19 protein-coding genes are annotated in these 18,519 nt (G+C 37.9%); 9 read left to right on the plus strand and 10 right to left on the minus strand.

Annotation, left to right across the window (positions count from 1 at the left end; genetic code table 11):
- Window positions 1-3 precede the first annotated feature (3 nt).
- The 7 genes from B5X55_RS04845 (at window position 4) to B5X55_RS04875 (ending at window position 6,902) form a co-directional block, all read left to right on the plus strand.
- On the plus strand, window positions 4-759 hold the full coding sequence (locus tag B5X55_RS04845; RefSeq protein ID WP_079511471.1) for a COG4705 family protein: 756 nt from the start codon (window positions 4-6) through the stop codon (window positions 757-759).
- A 242-nt stretch (window positions 760-1,001) separates the two neighbouring features.
- Window positions 1,002-1,463: a PepSY-like domain-containing protein gene (locus B5X55_RS04850; RefSeq protein ID WP_079511472.1), complete on the plus strand. Its 462-nt coding sequence runs from the start codon at window positions 1,002-1,004 to the stop codon at window positions 1,461-1,463.
- 469 nt (window positions 1,464-1,932) lie between these two features.
- Complete coding sequence (locus tag B5X55_RS04855; protein ID WP_234999668.1) at window positions 1,933-2,460, plus strand: phosphatase PAP2 family protein; 528 nt, start codon at window positions 1,933-1,935, stop codon at window positions 2,458-2,460.
- Window positions 2,461-2,530: 70 nt separating this feature from the next.
- A complete protein-coding gene (locus tag B5X55_RS04860) occupies window positions 2,531-3,229 on the plus strand; it encodes a DUF1003 domain-containing protein (RefSeq protein WP_079511474.1) in 699 nt (232 codons plus the stop codon).
- A gap of 155 nt (window positions 3,230-3,384) precedes the next feature.
- Window positions 3,385-5,370 (plus strand): LTA synthase family protein, encoded by a 1,986-nt coding sequence (locus B5X55_RS04865; RefSeq protein ID WP_079511475.1) that lies wholly within the window; start codon window positions 3,385-3,387, stop codon window positions 5,368-5,370.
- Window positions 5,367-6,254 (plus strand): diacylglycerol/lipid kinase family protein, encoded by an 888-nt coding sequence (locus B5X55_RS04870; protein WP_079511476.1) that lies wholly within the window; start codon window positions 5,367-5,369, stop codon window positions 6,252-6,254. Before B5X55_RS04865 ends, B5X55_RS04870 begins: the two co-directional genes overlap by 4 nt.
- An 87-nt stretch (window positions 6,255-6,341) precedes the next feature.
- The gene (locus tag B5X55_RS04875) at window positions 6,342-6,902 is read left to right on the plus strand and encodes a phosphatase PAP2 family protein (protein WP_079511477.1); all 561 of its coding nucleotides are present in this window, start codon (window positions 6,342-6,344) and stop codon (window positions 6,900-6,902) included.
- Between the two features lie 59 nt (window positions 6,903-6,961).
- Here B5X55_RS04875 and B5X55_RS04880 read toward each other — a convergent pair whose 3' ends face one another.
- The 4 genes from B5X55_RS04880 to B5X55_RS04895 all read right to left on the minus strand — a co-directional run bounded on the left by B5X55_RS04880 (window position 6,962) and on the right by B5X55_RS04895 (window position 10,541).
- Entirely contained in the window at window positions 6,962-8,791 is a 1,830-nt protein-coding gene (locus B5X55_RS04880; RefSeq protein ID WP_079511478.1) for an adenylate/guanylate cyclase domain-containing protein, read from the minus strand.
- A 20-nt stretch (window positions 8,792-8,811) separates the two neighbouring features.
- On the minus strand, window positions 8,812-9,261 hold the full coding sequence (locus tag B5X55_RS04885; RefSeq protein WP_079511479.1) for a hypothetical protein: 450 nt from the start codon (window positions 9,259-9,261) through the stop codon (window positions 8,812-8,814).
- 40 nt (window positions 9,262-9,301) lie between these two features.
- Complete coding sequence (locus B5X55_RS04890) at window positions 9,302-9,790, minus strand: hypothetical protein (protein ID WP_079511480.1); 489 nt, start codon at window positions 9,788-9,790, stop codon at window positions 9,302-9,304.
- A 196-nt stretch (window positions 9,791-9,986) separates the two neighbouring features.
- Window positions 9,987-10,541 (minus strand): hypothetical protein, encoded by a 555-nt coding sequence (locus B5X55_RS04895; protein WP_079511481.1) that lies wholly within the window; start codon window positions 10,539-10,541, stop codon window positions 9,987-9,989.
- A 343-nt stretch (window positions 10,542-10,884) separates the two neighbouring features.
- On the opposite strand from B5X55_RS04895, the gene B5X55_RS04900 reads away from it, so the two are divergent.
- Window positions 10,885-11,937 carry a phosphotransferase enzyme family protein gene (locus tag B5X55_RS04900; RefSeq protein ID WP_079511482.1) on the plus strand — a complete coding sequence of 351 codons (1,053 nt, stop codon included), beginning with the start codon at window positions 10,885-10,887 and terminating at the stop codon, window positions 11,935-11,937.
- A gap of 21 nt (window positions 11,938-11,958) precedes the next feature.
- On the opposite strand, the gene B5X55_RS04905 is transcribed toward B5X55_RS04900, so the two are convergent.
- From B5X55_RS04905 to B5X55_RS19130, 5 genes are all read right to left on the minus strand, one after another.
- A complete protein-coding gene (locus B5X55_RS04905) occupies window positions 11,959-12,525 on the minus strand; it encodes a TlpA family protein disulfide reductase (protein ID WP_079511483.1) in 567 nt (188 codons plus the stop codon).
- 66 nt (window positions 12,526-12,591) lie between these two features.
- The gene (locus tag B5X55_RS04910) at window positions 12,592-12,783 is read right to left on the minus strand and encodes a hypothetical protein (protein WP_079511484.1); all 192 of its coding nucleotides are present in this window, start codon (window positions 12,781-12,783) and stop codon (window positions 12,592-12,594) included.
- A 203-nt stretch (window positions 12,784-12,986) separates the two neighbouring features.
- Window positions 12,987-13,253 (minus strand): hypothetical protein, encoded by a 267-nt coding sequence (locus tag B5X55_RS04915; protein ID WP_079511485.1) that lies wholly within the window; start codon window positions 13,251-13,253, stop codon window positions 12,987-12,989.
- Window positions 13,254-13,580: 327 nt separating this feature from the next.
- The gene (locus B5X55_RS04920; RefSeq protein WP_079511486.1) at window positions 13,581-15,032 is read right to left on the minus strand and encodes a glycoside hydrolase family 30 protein; all 1,452 of its coding nucleotides are present in this window, start codon (window positions 15,030-15,032) and stop codon (window positions 13,581-13,583) included.
- Window positions 15,033-15,229: 197 nt separating this feature from the next.
- Window positions 15,230-15,727 carry a S8 family serine peptidase gene (locus tag B5X55_RS19130; RefSeq protein ID WP_143814405.1) on the minus strand — a complete coding sequence of 166 codons (498 nt, stop codon included), beginning with the start codon at window positions 15,725-15,727 and terminating at the stop codon, window positions 15,230-15,232.
- On the opposite strand from B5X55_RS19130, the gene B5X55_RS04930 reads away from it, so the two are divergent.
- The gene (locus tag B5X55_RS04930; protein ID WP_159447523.1) at window positions 15,686-16,045 is read left to right on the plus strand and encodes a DUF8479 domain-containing protein; all 360 of its coding nucleotides are present in this window, start codon (window positions 15,686-15,688) and stop codon (window positions 16,043-16,045) included. The genes B5X55_RS19130 and B5X55_RS04930 overlap by 42 nt on opposite strands.
- Window positions 16,046-16,109: 64 nt before the next feature.
- Here the strand turns inward: B5X55_RS04930 and B5X55_RS04935 are convergent, their stop codons facing one another.
- On the minus strand, window positions 16,110-18,461 hold the full coding sequence (locus tag B5X55_RS04935; RefSeq protein WP_079511489.1) for a transglycosylase domain-containing protein: 2,352 nt from the start codon (window positions 18,459-18,461) through the stop codon (window positions 16,110-16,112).
- Window positions 18,462-18,519 lie beyond the last annotated feature (58 nt).

An 18,519-nucleotide genomic window follows, 5' to 3' on the forward strand; every position in this document is an offset into this window, starting at 1 on the left:
CACATGAAGTCCCTAAACAAAGTTGCCCAGATTACTTTATTGTTTTGGTTAATGAAAATCGTTGCCACTACGTTGGGTGAAACCTTAGGAGATTTCATTGCGCAAACTTTAGATTTAGGATACACGGTGGGCTTACTCATCACCTTTGCTTTTTTTGGTATTGTTTTAGTAATTCAATTAACCCGAAAAAAATACGTGCCAATTTGGTTTTGGCTTGTTATTATAGCCACTACAACCTTGGGCACCGAAATATCTGACTTTATTGACCGTAGCTTACATCTTGGGTATACTTGGGGTAGTATTGTTTTATTTATCGGTCTTATAATATCACTTTATCTGTGGTACAAAAAATACAATAATCTAGAAGTTTACCCCATAGCCGAAAGAAGTAAAGAAACGTATTATTGGATTGCTATATTATTCTCGAATAGCTTGGGGACCGCTTTTGGGGATTATCTAAGTGATGTAATCGGATTTAGTTATCTCCTTGGGGCAATGGTAACCGCAGGTATTATTATTCTAGTTGTCTTATTACATTACTTTACCAAAATTAACCAGATTTTACTTTTCTGGATTGCCTTTATTTTCACAAGACCTTTTGGGGCAACCTTTGGCGATTTCTTGACCAAACCACTAGAAAAAGGAGGTCTCGATTTAGGAACGCTTACAGCTTCCCTGATTTCTATAGTTCTTATGGCCGTTTTAATTTTCCTTTCTCATAAAAGACTTCGAGCCATTGAGGCCCCATTAACCCACTAAAATTCAATAGGTAGGATATTGAATCGAAGCTTTAGTAATTCAATGCCTTATAACTATCTCGCTTTGAAATAAAAAGGAATTATTTCTGTACTTGTAGGCGCCAAAACTTTACCTATGCTGGCATTTTCTTCAATTGAAAATTAGTTGCGCTAAAAGACAAAAGGCTCACTTTAGATTTCCTTAAAACCTTCTTTAGATTTAGAGGCTAGTTTTGACTAATAATCCTAAAATCATTAGAAATCATGAGTAAAATAAAATTATTAGGAACCCTAGTTCTTGCGGTAATTATTGGGTCGGGCATTTATGCTTTTGGATTCAATAGTGAGGTGCCACAAAAAGTAAAAGCTGCCTTTACCCTGAAATTCCTTACCGTAAAAAAGGTAAAATGGGATAAGGAATCGGATACGGAATGGGAAGCTGAATTCAAAATTAAGGGCGTTGAATATTCTGCAAACTTTTTAGAAGATGGTACGTGGCAAGAAACCGAGCACGAAATCAAGAAAAGTGATATTCCAGAAAACATAAACAATATTTTGAATTCAGACTTTAAAGGGTATAAAATCGAGGAAGCAGAAATTTCAGAAACTATAAATGGTTCGGTGTATGAATTTGAACTAGAGAAAGGTGAAGAGGAATTAGAAGTTGTTCTTGACTTCAATGGAAAATTGATCAAAAAAGAACTAATAGAAGAAGATATTGATTGATGTTTTTTAATGATTGGTGAATTGAGTGTTTATTTGAAAGTGTTCGAAATTTAAATTTCGAACACTTTTTCTACAAATCACCACTACTTTAAAATTCCAAAACATTCTTTTTTCCTTTACCTATAAATAGATTCCAAAACCAATAATCTGTTTCAAATCACCTTATTCAAGGCCATGATAAAGTGAGCCTTTTCCCTCTCACCCTTTTTAATCATTGGAAATTATTCGCGATTTAAGTTGATAATAAACTACTTATAACAGATTTGATCAAGTGCTTTAAAAGTGACTATTTAGATAACGAACATCCGATTTTTAGAACAATTTCGACCTGCTTATGTCTTGAACATTCTTCATACTATATGCCAAAAAATAACACTTAAATAGTCGCATCCTACTCCATAAAATTGAACAAAAATCTCAAAATCATATGAAATTTATTTCCTTATTAATTTTCCTCTTCCTATTAAACATGAGCTTTTCACAGCAAAAAGACACTACGCGGGAAATTAGAATGGAGACCCATATCCAAAACATAGGAGATTACGCTCAATACGCCCCATCAGCAGTTTCTTTGATTACCATTCTTGCTAAAAAAGACAAAGAAGGTTTCTGGCAATTAAGTAAGTCTTTAGGCACCAACTTAACAGCAACATGGATTCTTAAATATGCTATAAATAAACCAAGGCCAGAAGGTAGAACAGACGGCCATGCTTTTCCTTCGGGCCATACCTCCTTCGCTTTTCAAGGAGCTTCATTTTTACAAAAACGATATGGGTGGAAATATGGTGTGCCGGCTTATTTGGTTGCTGGTTTTGTTGGCTATAGTCGATTAGAAGGTGTAAATGACAGACATGATGGTTGGGATATTCTTGCTGGTGCCGCAGTGGGGATTGGTAGCACCTATTTATTTACAACCCCTTATTTAGAGGAACATTTTGAGCTTAGTTTTGATAGCGGTAATGGTTCTTACGCCATGGGTATCGTTTACAAGTTTTAGATACAAACGATGGGTTAGGTAGCAGTATTTATTGTAATTTCAATAGCGTAATTATGCTAAATAACGTGATATGAATACATTTATCAGTAGTATCTCTCAGCAAGAATTTCCAAAGAGCGAGCAAGTTTTTGGTAATACAATAAGAAAATCAATTTTTGATGTAATTCTAAATGACTACCCTAGTTTCAATAAAAAAAGTTCTATTTCAATTGCCGAACTAAACCTATACCGCCAAAAGTATCTTTCTAGTTATTTGGTTAAAGAGGCAGGCGAACTTTCGCACTTAGAAGAAGATGTTTTAAAAACATTGAATGATCATGAAATCATCTCTGAAAATGTAAAAGACACCTCGAATGATTTTAATTTCGGTCAACAACTCGCAGATAAGGTGGCAACATTCGGTGGTAGCTGGAAATTCATCCTACTTTTTGCCTTTATAATTTTTTTCTGGATTTCAGCGAATATCATTTTATTGGCGAATAAAGGTTTTGACCCCTACCCATTCATTCTATTAAATCTAATTCTTTCTTGCTTAGCGGCTTTACAGGCCCCTGTAATTATGATGAGTCAGAATAGGCAAGAAGAAAAAGATCGTGAACGTGCAAAACAAGACTATATGGTCAATTTAAAGGCCGAGCTTGAAATTCGTACCCTCCATGAAAAAATAGACCATTTAATAATTCACCAACAGCAAGAATTATTAAATATTCAGCAAATACAGGTAGAAATGTTAGAAGATATTATGAAACAAATACATCCCAAAAAGTAAGTTTAGTCTACCCTGTTGTAATACAATCGAAATTGTTTACATTAATCAGGAAGATAATCTAGCTTTTGAAAAATTATTGTTTTCATGTAAAACTTTAAATTCTCTTAAGAATCTAGATATATATTTAGGGTCGAACTACCCTAATTACATTTTATATGTGGACTCTTCTGTTTCCAAAACGCTTTTCACTACTTAAAGCCTTTGTATTTCTTTTTATTTGTATTTCATTTTTAGTACGGCTTACCTTTTTCATTTGGGATTTTTCTGAGGTAGATGCCCATATAGGCACTATGGTTCGAACGTTCATTACTGGGCTATTTTATGATATAGGAACGCTCTCCCTATTCTTAATGCCCTTCTTGGTTTATCTATTAATTTTCCCCAAGAAATGGTATGGTTCTTTGGTCGATAAAATTAGCACTTGGTTTGGCTTTTTCTTAGCCGTACTTATCATCTATTTCTCCTTTTTTGGAGAGTTTACTTTTTGGGATGAATTTCAACGCCGCTTTAATTTTATTGCGGTAGATTATTTAATTTATACCTATGAGGTTGTCAAAAATATTAATGAGTCTTATCCACTTCCATTACTTATCGGCTCTTTACTTTCTTTAGTAGCGATCACTCTTTTTGTAGTACATAAAAGAAAGTTATTTCAGAAGACATTTGAAAATGAAACTACCTTTAAACAACGGCTATTGGCTACTCTGCCATGGGTTGCCATATGCCTTGTATTCGGCTTATTCATAAACAATGATCAGGCAGAATGGTCTAAGAACAGATATAATAATGAACTATCAAAAGCTGGTATTTATTCCTTTTTTGCCGCCTTCCGCAATAATGAACTGACCTATTCTGAATTTTACACCACAATACCTCAAAAAGATGCTTTTACTGCTCTTAAAAAGCAATACGTACCCTATGGAGATACCTTCGTTGATGCAACCAAAAATGAAATATATAGAACAATTCATTCGACAGACACCACAGGAACGGTGCAAAAACCCAATGTAATTTTCATCTGTATTGAAAGTTTGAGCGGTAAATATTTGAACAGTTTAGGGGGTGATCAGAACATCACTCCGGTATTAGATAATCTTGCCAACCAAAGCCTTTTCTTTACCAATTTGTATGCAACGGGTACACGCACGGTTAGAGGAATGGAGGCCATTACATTATCAATACCGCCTACCCCAGGCCGAAGTATTTTGAAAAGAAAGAATAACACTGGCCTTTTTACTATTGGCGAAGTATTTAAAGAACAAGGCTATGACCGTAATTTCTTTTATGGTGGCGATGGTTATTTTGATAATATGAATACGTTCTTTGGAGGCAATGGCTTTAATATCGTAGATCGTGGCCGTGGCTTTTTATTGGATGCAAATAACACGGCAAAAAGAACGAATATCGAAGATGATGAAGTTACGTTTGAAAATGCCTGGGGCGTTTGTGATGAAGATATTTATAACAAAGTACTTAAGGAAGCAGATTTGGCACACCAAAACGGCAAGCCCTTTTTCGATTTTGTAATGACCACTTCGAATCATAAACCTTTTACCTACCCAGAAGGTAAAATAGATATTCCTTCAGGTACAGGAAGAAATGGTGCAGTAAAATATACGGATTATGCAATCGGTGCGTTTTTAGAACAAGCAAAGACTAAACCTTGGTTTAGTAATACTGTATTCGTTATTATGAGTGATCATTGTGCAAGTAGTGCCGGTAAATGGGAATTAGATGTGGCCAACTACCACATTCCCGCACTTATTTATAATTTAAAGAACTTAAAGCCTTCTAAAAACAATACGCTTTGTTCTCAGATAGATGTTTTTCCAACTTTGTTCTCTACCTTAGGGTGGGAATATGACAGTAACCTTTTTGGCATGGATATCCTTAAAATGGGTCCGAAAGATGAACGTGCACTAATTGGTAATTACAGAAAATTAGGCTATTTGAAAGACGATAAAGTATTGGTGCTTGGTGATGGAGAAACCGTTAATTTTTACGAATGGAATGCTATGGACAATAGCCTACAAAATACTCCTATGAATGAATCGTTTAAAAATATAGCCATCTCAAACTATCAAGTAGCAGATGAACTTTACCATAATGGGGGGCTCCAATTGAAATCACTTAATCAATGATCCACATACATTTTATAGTAAATCCGATAGCAGGAAATGGCCACACGCCATTGACCAAAGATGAGTTGCAATCCTATTTTATTAGCGGTGTGCATGATTTGACTATAAAGATTAGCGAGTATAAAGCGCACGCTACGTTATTGACCCAAGAATCTGTTTTAGAAAAAGCAGATATCATTGTTGCTTGTGGTGGTGATGGCACCATAAATGAAGTAGCCACCTGTTTAATCGGCACCAATATTGCCTTGGGTATTGTACCTATGGGTTCTGGTAACGGATTAGCATCTAATCTTAAAATTCCGAAGAATAGGCGAAAGGCCTTAGAAATCATTAGAAATAAACATAAAGAGCATATTGATGTTGGGAGTATCAACGGCCGCTATTTTTTTAGCAATACAGGCGTAGGTTTTGATGCCCGTTTAATAAAGCATTATGAATCTTCTGAAAAAAGAACACTTTTAGGCTATATCAGCGCCTGTGCCATCACTTTTAGAGACATTAAAAAGAACGAACCATTATCTATTGGTATCGATGGGGAAACCCCTATGATTAACCCATTTATCGTTTTAATTTCTAATTCTAATGAAATGGGCTATAAATTGAGTTTAACACCAAAAGCTTCCCTTCAAGATGGTAAGCTCGACGTATTGGTCATCAAAAAAATTAACCGATTAAAAATGTTGTGGTTGGGAATTTTAATCCTAATTAGAAAAGTACATTGGTTAAAAGAATCGAAAAGCTTTCAGACCTCAAAATTGCACCTAACCCGTAATCATTCCGATTTTTTTGATACTCAAGTAGATGGTGAACACAACAGAATAGACACCAACCAACTCGATATTTCTATTTTAGAAAAATCATTGTGTGTCCTAACCGCAAAATAATTAATGCAATAACACCATATTAAGTACAACTTTAAATTCTCTTAAGAATCGCATTGTATTTTTTTTAAAATTCAAACACAAGACGATATGCCTTCTTCTATCGAGCCTAAAATTCTGTGCAGAAAACTTCTAATTCTTTTCATACTAGCTACTACTTCGATTTTTTATGGTCAAAATAAAACCATACAAAATTCTGGCGATGTGTTACTATTCGCTATGCCTGCAACGGCACTTACAGGTAGCCTAATAGCCGGTGATTATGAAGGTTCATGGCAATTTGCCAAAGGCTTTGCCCTTAATCAAGCAGTTACTATCGGACTCAAATATGCGACCGATAAAAAAAGACCTTATAATAATGGAGATAGGGCCTTCCCTTCTGGGCATACCTCAACTACATTTCAAAGTGCTGCTTTTATTCAAAAAAGATATGGGTGGAGCTATGGTATACCCGCTTATATTCTCGCAGGCTATACCGGTTATAGTCGTATAGAAGCCCAAAAACATGATGGGTGGGATGTTTTGGCAGGTGCGGTTGTCGGTATCGGTAGCGCCTATATTTTTACCACTCCCTACCAAAGAGAACATATGCAGCTGAGTTTTGCCAATGACGCAGATAGTTATTCGCTCGGTTTTGTCTATAAATTTTAAATTTCAATTGAATTTTGCTTTCTTGCCTAATGTGTTTCTTAGCGGCACTATTCGAAGTACTATATATTTTGAAGTGGTCCTTTTACAAAATACATACTCATAAGACCCTTATTCTTTACTTCAATCTGTCCTCTAAATTCACAATCAAAAATATCCTTTACTAAATTATAGGTGTTTTTACTAATGTTGATTTTACCGGAATCAGAAAAAGTTTCCATACGTGAAGCCACGTTTACCGTATCGCCCCAAATATCATAAGAGAATTTTTTGCTGCCCACTACCCCAGCAACTACAGGTCCTGTATTGATTCCTATACGAACGTTAAATGAAAAATCGGTTTCCTTTTCAGACTTGGCTTCCTCTACAAACTGTAGTATCTCAAATGCCGCCTTTACCATTTTTATAGCGTGATCTTCTATTGGGAATGGCAAACCTCCTGCACACATATACGCATCTCCAATCGTCTTAATTTTTTCCAATCCATATTTTTCGATGATATCATCAAAGGCCGTGAAATAATACCCTAATCGGGTGACCAAAAGCTCTGGATCAACGTGTTCCGAAGCTGCGGTAAAGGCCTCAAAATCGGTAAACAAAACTGAGACCGATTCGAACTTCTTAGCCTTGACCTTTCCAAATTCCTTTAACTCTCGTGCGGTTTCCTCTGGTAAGATATTGACTAACAGCCGCTCTGAGCGGGCCATTTCCTTTTCGATAATAGCATTGGTACGTTTAGTGAACACATTGCGCCTGTACAAACCAATAGCTAACAGAATAATCAAGAACAACGCAATGCCAGTGGCGATGGTCACTACTTTTTGGGTTTGTTTTTGCTGGTTGGTGAGATCTAGTTCTGCCTTGAACTGTGCTTGTTCAGAATTTCTACGAATATCCGCCATTTGTTGTACGGCGGTGAGGTTGACCACACTATCTCTAAAAACAATATACTTACGATAATAGTTCAAGGAAGCGGAAGCATACCCAGTACGTTCATATAGTTCTGACAATTTTAAATAGGCACTGCTTATCCGTACTTTTAACCCATACTGTTTGGCGAGGTCCAAGGAGCGTAAGGCATAGTCAAACGCACCGTCCCAATCTTCCTTATCGGCATAGATATCCGACATATAGTTTAGGTAGGTCGTAATGGGCCTGTAATCTCCTAACTCTTCCAATATGGCAACGGCCTCCTCAATATTCTCCTCCGCTTTGGTAGGTCTTCCCTTTTGTGCATAGGCAAGACCCTTATTCCCTAAATTATACGCCAGAGCAATTTTATTTCCCAATTTTTCGAATATCGGGCCAGACTGGTTGAAGTACAGCAATGCGGAATCTGGCTTGGACCATTCCAAATAGGTATCCCCTAAATTTTCCATGGCTACGGCATAGTTTAACGTATCCTGTTCCGTTTTAAAAATGGAAATGGCATCAGAATAGTATTGTCTCACATTTTCCCTATTGTTCATGCCAGCATAAACAGCTGCAATGGCAGTATACATGATGGCCACCTGGTTTTTTTCGGTATTTCTATCCGTAATTTCCAAGGCCTTAAAATAACTGTCCAACGCACCACTTAAATTTCCTTTTTGTTGCAACGCATTCCCGGTCTGTAAGTGGGAATTAAATATATATTTAGTGGAATCTTGCCGTATGGCTTCCGTCATCAACGAATCGCTATATGCCAAAATACGATCAGGATCGGGAAGGTAAACCGTTATTCTCGATAAAATTTTAAGTTTAAGCGCTGGATCATAGTTGCCTGATTCATACACCTGAATCAAGCTATCGGCAAGTGCTTCATTTTGACCAAAACTGGGCATCCCCTTGACCATAAGGCACAGCAACAAGACTACTTTTGCCCATCCATTACATTTAAAAAATAACTTCATATAAAAAGCGTTGATCGCTATTATTTTGTCATGATTATAGCGGTGACGACATACACCTTTGTATCCGACCCAAGGGTATAGTGAAGCTTGTAGACATAATTCTCCTTACCTCCACGAATAATGGTCCCCTTAATAGAACTTTTTCCGGTTAAGGTGTTGGAACTAAAAATACGCGGCCCACTGATGTAATTGACACCAACAACATGCACAGGTACTTGTGATTCGCCGGCGGCCTTGGCCTTCCATAATACGGAATCCCCTACTTCTGCCCTAATAGCAAATCGTTTCCCCGAACTGCTTTCCAAAATAGTAGTATTATCTCCCGCACTAAAAAAATTGTTCGCTACATTGTTCGGTTTCGTTATGTCTACCGTTAGCACCAGTTCATGTAGCGTCTGTGCCTGCCCTTGAACCATCCATAGGCCTAGAAAGACAACCAAAAAAAATTTAATATAGATTTTATTTTTCATAACCGTACCCTGAAAAGGTAATCACTACCCAACTCATTTTTTATTGATTTCCAACCTTGATCCTAGGGTCAATGTCATAAAATTTGAAACCATCTGGTTTAAAGCGAATACTATATTCATAGTCTTTACCGGCAGGTGTTTTTTTATTGGGTTTGGCCTTTATCTTTTCCTTACCATTACTGTTTTGCCCTTTTACAGGGTTGGATTCAAAAATATCGGTCCCACCTATAAAAGTAATTTTTTTCATTTTCACTTCGCCGCCAGTGGTCGTAAAGCCCTGCCATTCGATAATATCCGATTCCTCTACCCTAATAGAAAAGGTTTTAGGATTGTTGGGGTCATTTACTAAAATCTTATCGGCCGGTACTACTTTAAACGTACAACCCCCAGGTGCTTCTCTGTCATCACCGAGTAATGAGGTATCGACCGTTAAGGTGATTGTGACAGTAGGGTCTTGTGCATGAACCGATCCCAAATAGGAAAAGGATAAAATGGCAATAAGAAAACGAAGCGTTCTTGTAGTTCTCATGGTGTTTGGTTTAGATGGTTAATACGTCTTTATTTATCCCAGGTCAAAAGATAATACTGTTGAAGATAAAAAATTAAATCAATAAAACCGTAAGTGCTTACCTACTAAATATATAAGTTATCTAATGAAACTACAAGACACAAAAAAACCATGGATGCATCTCCATGGTTTTTTAAATTTTAAATTTTTGCCGTATTTATTTATCCCCCATCGTATGATCCATATCATGGCTACAACTGTAATGTGCAATTTCTGCAGCATAAGCTGAAGCATCGGCAGAATTTCGTACCTCTCTAAGCACACGTTGTGCCTTTCTCATATGAAACTGTAAATTACCAAGGTTTTTAGATTTTGATGCACTCTTTACATTTTCAAAAGCTTCGCTTGCAAAATCACGTGCATCGATAGCGTTTCTTTCGGCATCAATGGTATAGCTTATAGCTTCTTCTAATCCGCAACTTTCAGAATCGTATTGCGCTTCTGAAGCAAGAACAACAGCTTCTTCAGCTGCAGTAACCGCCTGGCCCATAAGCAACATAACCGTTTTTGTGTTTGTACGGGCCGTACTTAACTTTGCATCATACGAGGCCGTTTCAGCAGATGTCCTTAATGAATCGGTCAATTGACTCACCTGTAGCATATAATGCTGCACATCGGTAATCTCACTTTTAAAAACCTCACATTGGGCTTGTGCATAATAGGAAGTAAAAAATAATACGGAAACTTTTAAGTAAGCTTTAATCTTAATCATTCTTGGGAAAAATTTTTAGTTATGCTATTAACTTCGATATTTTCAAAATCGTATTTCCATTAGATGTACTGCACAGAATTAAGTTAAAAAACCTCTTTTTTAATATTACGCTACTCATCTTACTTACACATATGGAAAGCTTCATTCCTTTTAAAATTCTTATTCTTAATGCTTGACAACACATTTTGTTTGCTACACAAAGTACTATTTTCTTATAGTAGTAGGCGGTGGATATTAACGACTAAGAGGTATTTAAATTTATCGTTGAATAATACCCTACAATAGAGATTCAATTTTTATAGCAATTTCAATACCTTTAATCACCAAATTGCATGACCCATTTATGATTCAACAGCAGAACATACTTGATATACTTCAAGAATTCAACCTCAACGGAAATCACATTCAATATACACCCCTAACTGCAGGACTTATAAATGATACTTTTCTTGTTACCGATGATGAAAAGCAGCAATTTATTCTGCAGAGGATAAATCATATTGTGTTTAAAAACACAGGTATATTGATGGATAATATCAATTATGCTCTGCCCTATTTAACAGCAGATGACTATGCGCAAATAACTTTTCTGCCTACCAAAAGCGGAGAAAATTGCCTTCAAATAAATGGTGATTATTGGCGTATCATGACCTACATTCCCGATAGTACCACCTATAACACGACCACAAATACGAGTACTGCTTTTGAAACGGGCCGAATCGTTGGCGGCTTTCACAGCCTATTAAAAAAGGCTGATGTTACCCTGTTCAAAGATACCCTGCCTAAATTTCACCATCTTGACCATAGGGCACATGAGTTCAAAGAAGCGTTAGCAACTTCCGAAGTAGACAAACGTGAAATTGCAGCCGAAGCGATAAAAAAAGCACATCATTTTTTAAAGGAACTAGAGCATTTAAACAATGAAAATCTGCCTGTGCGTATCTGTCATAATGATACCAAACTAAATAATATATTATTCTCTAAAAACAGTGATAAAGCCTTGTGCCTCATTGACCTCGATACCATTATGAAAGGTTATTTCTATTATGATTTTGGTGATGCGATTAGAACTGTGGTCAATGTTGCCCCTGAAGATGAGCAAAATCATGACCTTATAACTTTTAACAGCGAATTGTTTGAAGCTTTTGTTGACGGACTAGCAACTAACGAGTCTTTTTTGACGGAAGAAGAAAAGCAAAGTTTGCCACTTGGCGCCGTGTTTATGCCCTTTATTCATGGTTTGCGGGCACTAACCGATTACTTGAATAATAATACCTACTACAAAGTCACTTACGAAAATCAAAACCTCGATAGGTGTTTAAGTCTCTTTAATTTTGCTGAAAGGGCATTGGCTAAAAAAGAGATGATGGCTGCCTATATTCAAAAATGCCTATAGAAAAATTCTCTAGTGTTGTGCTTAATTCAACAGTAATTCATCTAAAAGTGTTCGTACTTTGGCGCTGTTCCAATCAGCGGCACCGGTTTCTTTGATAATAATAGCACCTTTGGCATCTATAATATAATTGGTGGGAAGGCTGTTGCTTTGTAATAGTTCTGGTGCTTGCATTTGCGGTATATACACCGGCAAATCATAGCCTTTTTTGGTGATAAATCGTTGCACTTTCTCTGTCTCTTCTTGAGTTACTAAGACAAAATTAACGTTGTCGCCGTAATCGGCATATAGTTCTTGAATGCCCGGTAGCTCTGCAATACATGGCGGACACCATGTTGCCCAATAACTTAAAAAAGTAACCTTCCCTTGGCCAATGGCAATACGTTTCGGTATACCATTCAGCTCTTGTACCGCATATTCAAAAGGAACCACCTGTTCTTGGTCTTCGGTATCTGAAATACTTGGCGACCATACGGCAACTTTTAACTTATTGAGTGCAACCTGTATCGGTGTTCTGGTCTGTGGTATTAGAAGCAAGGCTATGAACACCACAAAAATGATATCGTTGATTTTAATTTTTCGCTTTTTCATTGAGGTATAAAGGTTGGTGAGGTATAATTACCTTCAACTTTTGGCAATTACATTTTAATACATCCTTTATTTGAACTTTTTAGATTCTTTGAGATAACCCTTTAGAATTATACTGAACAATCCAAGCCAAATTAAACGATATACCCAAATATTCATTTCAAATCCGAAAAATGGACGTGTATCGCCCATTGTGAAAAAACTATTCACGATGGTAATTAAAGCCAATACCATTCCTATAATAAATAATACTTTTCTCATACTTTTTATATTGAATTATTTAATGATTGGTTACATATGTAACGCTTACTTCCTAGAATTCTACTCCTTTTTAAAGGTATTCATATTCTTTACATTTAACGGAATACTAACCGAAAGCGCTATAAGAACTGCAATTTACGAGGTGATACCATCTTGATTTGAAAATACTTTTTCAATCCTTTTCTATAAAAGAATGTTACCAATTACGCCTCTTCTTCTTTAGTCTTATTGTATTTGGTGAACTCCACCTTTTTATCTTCTAAGATCTTATAAAACCGTCGGTGCGATATTTTTAAGTCCTTCGTAATTTCAGCAACTTTTTTCTTCTTCTTTTTGTACAGTTTAATCTCGGCTGTTACCGCCTTATTGAAGTAATATTTGTGTAGCGCATCTACGACCTTTAGTGCAGACGTATTGGTATCGTCTACATAAAGGTCTATTGCTGTTTTAATATCTTGTAAGCCTTTCATAGTATGTGCATATTTAAATAAGGTACAAAAAAATTTACGTATACTTACTTATAAGATGTTCGTACCTATCGATATCGTCTAACGAGTGATTTCCGTAATCCTTTACGACATTTCACTTTATGTTGTTGTTTGCCAAGAAAGTGGCTACTCTTTCAAGTTCTTCGGGAGAACCTTTAATTTCAATCTTTGCCATTACTTACTACTACTTTTAATTTTAGAATTTATACTATAAATCTTCAAACTATTTTTTAAACGTTTAATTGTAGAACCGCGCACAAACTTTATAACATATACTCCTTTTTTCCACTTTTAAAATGTGTAGAATCCTTAAGATCCATTGGGGTTTTTATAGACTAAAGTCCCTATCGATTTTGCCGGCATCTCCACAAAAACAGCCGTTTCACCTAGTTGTATTTCTATAGTCTTGGCTGCCGCTTCTTTATTCTGAAGGATGGTAACCAATTCTCCATCGGAAGTTTTAAAGGCTACATTGGGCACATTGTCCAAAGTCGTTGAAGCCATACGAACAGACCCAGGGGACACAAATTTAGATGCCTGTGCAATGATGTAATAGGAAGGATTACGGACTACAGAATCACCTATTATCGTCAATGCACCCATGCAACGGTCGCAACCACCTCGGTCGGTATGCGGATTCTGATGTTCATCGGCTGCTACATTCCATTCCAACACGGTTTTGCTCCAGTTTCTGGTAGCACCAATAATCAATACTTCGTTGTGCCAAGCGACATCTCCGGCAAAATCTCCGGGAGCACCTACCCATTGCTCGGTAAAATAGAGGTTCTTGGTGGGGTGTGCCTCATGAACTTCAGACAAGGCTTCTATCTCACCTCCATACATATGAAAAGCCGAACCATCTATATATTGGGCCGCATCTGCATCATTTAAGATAGAAATAGGATAATCTGGTCGGTCGGCATTGTGGTCATAAATGATAATTTTCGTTTTAATTCCAAGGTTTTTGAACGTAGGGCCTAAATCATTTTTAATGAAATTGGCCTGTTGGTCAGCAAGCATTAATAGACTTGGATTGTTACCCGGGTGCAAGGGTTCGTTTTGTATGGTGAGGGCGTCTATTGTAATGCCCTGCTTTGCCATTTCTTGTATATATTTTGCCAAATAGTTCGCATACACCGCTTGATATTCGGGCAATAAACTACCGCCACGGGTGTCTTTATTATCTTTCATCCACACAGGGGGAGACCACGGCGAACCCATGAGTTTTAGTTCTGGGGATATTTTTAAAATCTCTTTCAGTACGGGAATCAAATACAAGGTATCATAGGCCAATGAGAATTGCGCAAGTTCTACATCGGTAGCGCCTTTGGGCAAATCGTTGTACGACCAAGGGTATTCATCTAAATCGGAACCTCCCACACTTAAACGCAAATAACTAACTCCAATACTGTTAGTGCTTGTACCAAATAGTTCTTGTAACAAAGCCGTTCTAGCGGGTGCGGACATGTTACTGATATGTAGCGCACTACCACCTGTAAGGGTGTACCCAAAACCATCAATTTCTTGGTAGGTGGTACTTGGGTCTACTTGTATGGTACCCGCTGGCGTAGTCGTACTTTTTGTAGCTACATCATGCTCTTGTAAAAGTTGTGATTTGTCTAGGGCTGTGATGTATATTTTGGCTGATGCTTTGGTTGCATCGCCCTCATTTTTCTGCTTCTCAGCACAGCTGGCCACCAAGGCCAAAAAGATGAATACTAGAACAGGCTGTAGGGTACTAAAACGCAGATTCAATTTCATAGGGAACATTTAGATGACTTAAAAATAATGAACTTATGCATAGTTGCCGTTGCATTTTGGTTGAAAATTATTATTTGTCACTTCGAGTTGGATTTGCAATCTTTTCGGGAGTAAAAGTTGCCCGCCTACAAGGTTGGCAGGAATGCAAAACCTCTTTCAGGATTTTTATCGAACGGACGCCTAAACTAAAACAACCACTACTTCACCATGGCCATGACTTTTTGAAAAGCGGCATCGCTATTTAAGATACTCCCCGTTTTTGAAAGAATGGAAAAAGGGACAAGCGCATCACCTTCCTCATTTCCTGGTCGGTTTACCTTTAAATCCAATTTAGTGCCAGAAGAAAGAATGATTTCTTTTAATTGTGCTGCCGTTAAATATGGAAAATAGGATTTTAAAAGTGCCGCAGTACCTGCTAACATGGGTGAAGCATACGAGGTGCCTCTTGAGGTTTTATAGAAATTTTCAGTGTCTATCGTATATATTTTTACGGCTGGGGCCATCATATCAATTTGATTCTTTCCAAAAATGCAAAATATTGCTCCGGCTGTGGGTTCGCGCTGCCCAACACGGAAACCGTAAAAACAGAAGCCTAAACAACGAAACCGGTTTCGATTACACCTGTAAAACAGAACAAGCTCATCACCTTGATTGTGGCTGCTATAGCCTTCGTTGTTTGCTTCTTTGCTCCGCAATGGTTATTTAAGGGTTCCGAATCTTTTGATAAAACCTTGGTGACAACAGCGAATGAAATAAGCAAAAATTGCCCTTTAATGGTTGACGAAGGTACTAGACTTGATAGTGCAGAGGCAATGGAAAAGAACACCTTGCAAAACAAGTATACTTTAGTTTGGATGTCAAAAAAAGAAATAGATATTGAGGCGATGAGAGCGTATATGGAACCTATTTTAGTCAGTAATTATAAGACGAATCCCGAAATGACCCTATTTAGCAAGAACAACACGAAATTGACCTATGCCTATGAAGGACAAGAGTGGTATTCTTGTTTTTAAAATCGATGTTTCTATAGATGATCTTTAATTGGGTTAGCAAGCTTATTGCTAAAACGAAATGGCCTCAATTACTGGGCAGCACAAGTTCCTTCTGAAGTACCGTGTCTATAGCAATAGAGTCTATACCTATAACCGGGGCCATTATCAACGAATCAATTTTGGTTCTGCTCATAATGTCAAGTGAATCCCGAATTTTCAATTGCTGTAGATAGGTAGTGTCCGATTGAAAGAACGCATAAGCTTCTGGAGCCGGCAATTCAGAAAATGATGGGCATGGGAAGTAGTGCTCCTCGTATTCAAATTGAGTTAGCATAGGGTTTTTCCAACTACTTAAACTTTTAAAAACCGAGGCTACCATGGGCAACGCGGTTTGTGAACCGGAACCGCGGCCAAACTGCACGCGCTTATCTAAAGTACCAACCCAGGCACCCACCACCAATTCTGGTGAAGCACCTATAAACCAACCATCACCATTGTTTTGTGTGGTGCCGGTCTTGCCGATAATATTGAACGGAATTTCATAAAAACCCATGGCCTTGCCGCTACCTTCGGTGGTGACTTCCTCCATCATTTTTTGAAGTGCCGCTATGTCTTCGGTACTTGCTACGCGACCTCCATACGCCGGTTTGGCTTCAAAAAGAAGTTGGCCCTCTTGGGTTTCTATACGGTCTATCGCAAAAGGGCTAATGGTGTAACCACCGTTAGAAATACTCGCATAGGCGCGGACAGTTTCCAGAAGGCTAAGTTCTGCGGTGCCCAAAACTATAGATGGAACATCGGGAATTTCCGAATCAATGCCCATTTTTTTGGCCATGTTAATCACGCGCTCATTGCCCATTTTTAATTGTAGGGTTACGGCAACGGTGTTTATAGAGTTCGCCAATGCCCCGTGCAAACTATAGCTGCCGCCGTAGGTGTTGTTCGCGTTTCTGGGCTTCCAATCTTCGTACTGCGAATAGGTTCGCAAAACGTTATCGTAAAAAGTACAGGGGTCTTCGCCGCTTTGTAGTGCGGTAAGGTAGGTAATGGGCTTAAAAAGGGAGCCTACCTGTTTTTTGTTGGTTACCTGATCGGTCTGAGAGAAGCCGTAATCGATTCCGCCCAAATACCCCATAATTCTGCCAGTTTTACTGTGTACGGCAATCATGCCGGTATGCAATCGGGTAATTGCGGAGACAATGGAATCACGAAGCGACTGCGACCTGGGTTGAAATCCTTCCCCTATTTCCCAATAGTTTCTGTCCTTCTTTTCGTTGGTAATCCTTGCAATTTCATCGTCACTTTTACCTTGACTTTTAAGCCTTTTTATTGGTGGCTGGCCAGCGATAAGCTTATCGATCAACACGTCTTTGCCTCCTTCTATAGTCTCGCTGGTCCAATAGGTTTCCATATATTTTTGCAACCGTTCTAATTGGCGGGTCATAGAGCGTTCCAAGTATCTTTGAACATACGGGTTTATGGTCGTGTATATCTTGAGTCCGTCTGCTTCAAGGGTATACACATGCCCACCTTCGTTAGGGTTGGCTTGCGCCCAAGTATCGAATTCGGCCTTCACGAATTCTTTGTAATAGGCAGTCAATGAGGATACTTTTTTTGGTGGCGTATACTGCAGTTCCAAAGGGGTCAAGGCCTCATTATAGGTGCTATCGTTAATGTAGTTGTACTTTAAAAGTTGTTTCAACACCACGTTACGGCGTTCTTGTGATTTTTTAGGATTATTTCTAGGATTGTAAGCCGTGGGTGCTTTTAATACACCTACCAAGGTTGCACATTCTGCCAAAGATAGTTCCGCAGGTGTTTTGTTGAAAAAACGTTCGGCCGCCTTTTCTATACCGTAGAGATTCTCGCCAAAAGAAACCGTGTTAAAATAGAGCAGTAAGATTTCTTCCTTACTATAAATATTCTCTAACCTTCTAGCGATGAAAAGTTCTCGTATTTTGTTGATTGGGGTCGATAAGAAAAATTGTTTTTGTCTGCCAAAGAGATTTTTAGCGATTTGCTGCGTAATGGTGCTGCCACCGCCCTTACCCTGCCCAAGGAGTATCGATTTCACCAATACGCGGCCGTAACTTTTGTAATCAATACCGCGATGGCTATAAAACCGAGCATCTTCTGTAGCAACGAGCGCTTTTACCAGAAAAGGGTTAAGTTGGGTACTGTCTATATTAGAGCGATTTTGCAAAAAATAGTACCCAATGGGTTCATTATCGCTACCATATAGTGTAGAGGTAATGGGGTTTTTAAGAGCTTTCAGTTCAGCCTCTTGGGGTATACTTCCAAACAATCCCAAATAGGTAGTAAGCACGAGTAAAAAGAGAAGGCAAATTATTGAAGCAAAAAAATACCCAGCGGTTTTGAACGGATGATTTTTAACGAACTGTAAAAACTTAAAAAATAGAGTCGATAATTGTTTCATGGGGAAATAGGGGGTCAACGTAAACTGCTAAAAACCGGTGAACGCGAGCCTAGTAAAG

This window comes from Maribacter arcticus, from assembly GCF_900167935.1.
Lineage (GTDB): Bacteria > Bacteroidota > Bacteroidia > Flavobacteriales > Flavobacteriaceae > Maribacter > Maribacter arcticus.